The organism is Rhodococcus sp. P4_B6 (genome assembly GCF_056402215.1).
In genome coordinates, this window is record NZ_JBFUHV010000351.1 from 1 (window position 1) to 3,426 (window position 3,426).

The following is a 3,426-nucleotide window of genomic DNA, read 5'->3' on the forward strand; positions in this document are numbered from 1 at the left end:
ACCCACTTCATACCCACTTCATTCTCGCAGTGGCACAACCAACCTGCATGCTGACCACCACCCACGACGACCACATCGATCTGCCGGACCCGGTACCGGTCCTCCACACCGACACCATCGATCTGTCACGGATGTCCGCGGCGCCGGTGACCGACGCCGACCGCCGCGCACCACTGCGCCCACAGAACACGGCATACGTGATGTTCACCTCGGGATCGACCGGCCGCCCGAAGGGAGTGACCGTGGCCCACACCGCAATCGCCAACGAGGTGCAGTGGGTTGCGTCAGATTACGGCTTCGGTGACCGTCTTTTGCAGAGCAACGCGGTGACCTTCGACGCGTCGACCCCCGACCTCTTCGCTCCGCTGCAGGTCGGCGGATGCGTGGTGTTGGCAGGGCCCGACGGCCAACGCGACCCCGACTACCTCGCCGAACTCATTCACACCCAGGCGATTACCCACATGTCCTCGGTACCGACCGTACTGACCGCCCTGATGGCCAGCCGACCACCCGACGTTCTCCGCAGTGTGCGGGTGATCTACCTCGGCGGTGAAACACTGTCCGGGCGCACGGTGACGCGATTGACCCAGTCCGGTCCGGCAACGGTATGGAACCAGTACGGGCCCACCGAAACCACCGTCAGCGTCATCTGTCACCGCTGCACCCAGCCCGAAGAGTCAGTGGTACCCATCGGCACACCCCAGACCAACTGCCACGCCTACGTGTTGGACCGCCGCTTGCATCCGGTGCCGATAGGGGTGGTGGGCGAGTTGTATGTGGCTGGGGTGCAGCTGGCGCGGGGTTATCACGGCGCGCCCGGACTGACCGCCGAACACTTCGTCGCCAACCCCTACGGCCCACCCCGCGAACGCATGTACCGCACCGGCGACCTCGTCCGCTGGCACCCCGACGGCAACCTCGAATTCCTCGGCCGCCGCGACCTCCAAGTCAAAATCCGCGGCCACCGCATCGAACTCGGCGAAATCGAAGCAACTCTGGCGGCTGATCCCGACGTCACCCAGGCTGCCGCCGCGGTGCACCACGATCACCACACCGGGGACCGGTTGGTCGGCTACGTCGTCTCCCGTGACGGCGCCCACCTCGACCCGGCTCGTGTCCGCGCGATGGTCGCGGACCGCCTCCCCGACTACATGGTGCCCTCGCCGATAACCGTCGTCGATCGGTTGCCGTTGACGGCGAGTGGGAAGGTGGATCGGCGGGCGTTGCCGGTACCGGTGTTGCCGGCGCCACAATACCGGGCGCCGATGACGGTGGTGGAGGGTGTCGTTGCCGGGGTGTTCGCCAATGTCCTCGGCCRCGARCGGGTCGGACTCGACGACGACTTCTTCACCCTCGGCGGCAACTCGCTGCTTGCGACGCAAGCGGTGTCGCGGCTGGGTGTGACGTTGGATGTGCGGGTGCCGATGCGGGTGTTGTTCGAGGCRTCGTCGGTGCAGGCACTGTCGAAGTGGCTCGAGTCCCGGACGGCTACAAGCGCACGCGCACCGCTGCTGCCGCGGACCCGGCCCGAACACATMCCGCTATCGTATGCACAGCAACGGATCTGGTTCCTCAACCGATTCGACCCACACTCACCGGTCTACAACATCCCATTCGCCCTGCGCCTGTCGGGAACCATGGACRCGGCCGSRCTGMKSGCRGCKMTCGSMGACGTCGTGGACCGACATGAGACCCTGCGGACGATCTACCCCGAATCCGACACCGGCCCGCACCAAGTGGTTGTCCCGGCGGCRGAGGTCAGCGGCGGATTCGTCACCGCCGCCGTGACCGAGAACGAACTCGCCGCGCGGCTGACCGCGATGGCCTCGGCCGAGTTCGATGTCACAGAATCGGTGCCGGTGCGGGCCGCCGTGTTCGAGACRGCCGACGATSAGCATGTGCTCGCCGTGGTGCTGCACCACATCTGCGCCGACGGCTCCTCGATCGCCCCGCTGGCCCGGGATCTCRTGGCCGCCTACACGGCCCGCACWGGCGGACACCCGCCCTCGTGGCCACCGCTRGCGGTYCAGTACGCCGACTACACCCTGTGGCAACGCGAACTCCTCGGGTCCGACGACGACCCGAACTCGGTGCTCGCACAGCAGCTGACCTACTGGCGTTCCACACTCACCGGGCTACCGGATCAGCTCGAATTGCCGCGTGACCGCACCCAGCCCATGGTGTCGCACCGTGGACGGACACACGCGTTTACACTCGGCGCAGAGACCCACCTCTCGCTCATTGAGATCGCACGAGAACACTCCGCGACGTTGTTCATGGTGCTGCACACCGCATTCGCGGTGTTCCTGGCCCGGATGTCGGGCACCGGCGATGTCGCGATCGGCACCCCTGTCGCCGGCCGCGGCGACCCAGCCCTCGACGACCTGGTCGGCATGTTCGTCAACACACTAGTGCTGCGAACCCCGGTCGACGGCGCCAGCAACTTCACCACGCTGCTCTCGACGGTCCGGGAAACCGACCTGGCCGCGTTCGAGCACGCCGACGTGCCGTTCGAACGGGTGGTACAGGCMCTCAACCCGGCACGATCGACCACCCGACACCCACTGTTCCAGGTGATGCTCGTCCTCCAGAACCAGGAGCACCCGAAACTGGAATTGGCYGGGCTGAACGCCCGTATCGAGGACATCGACCACGCCGCCACCCAGTTCGACCTGACCCTCACCATCAGCGAACGTTATTATGACAAGGGCGCACCCACCGGGCTGAACGCAGCGTTCACCTACACAGCCGACCTGTTCGACGAGGACACCGTCCGCGGGTTCGCCGACCGGTTCACTCGCCTCCTCGACGCTGCGGTCGCCGATCCCGACAGCCCGGTCGGCGACATCGATCTCCTCGACCCCACCGAAAAACAGCTGATCCTCGCGGACTGGAACCACACCGATCATGCTCCAACCACCGACACACTGGTGTCGATATTCGGTGCGCAGGCCGCCCGCACACCCGACGCGCCCGCGGTGGTGGATGGGGACCGGTGCCTGTCCTATGCCGAGTTCAACGCACGCGTCAACCGTCTCGCCCGACACCTGATCACAGAAGGAGTAGGCCCGGAAACCATCGTGGCACTGCGGATGCGCCGCTCCCTCGACTTCGTCGTCGGAGTCTACGCTACCCTCACCGCCGGTGGAGCATATCTACCCATCGACCCCGACCACCCAGCCGAACGCACCCACTTCATTCTCGCAGTGGCACAACCAACCTGCATGCTGACCACCACCCACGACGACCACATCGATCTGCCGGACCCGGTACCGGTCCTCCACACCGACACCATCGATCTGTCAYGGATGTCCGCGGCGCCGGTGACCGACGCCGACCGCCGCGCACCACTGCGCCCACAGAACACGGCATACGTGATGTTCACCTCGGGATCGACCGGCCGCCCGAAGGGAGTGACCGTGGCCC

1 protein-coding gene is annotated in these 3,426 nt (G+C 66.2%); it reads left to right on the plus strand.

Features of this window, described 5'->3' with window-relative positions; translation table 11 throughout:
- Nucleotides 1-47: 47 nt before the first annotated feature.
- A partial coding sequence (locus AC1DWT_RS50180) for an amino acid adenylation domain-containing protein (protein WP_477926163.1) occupies nt 48-3,426 on the plus strand: 3,379 nt, incomplete at its 3' end.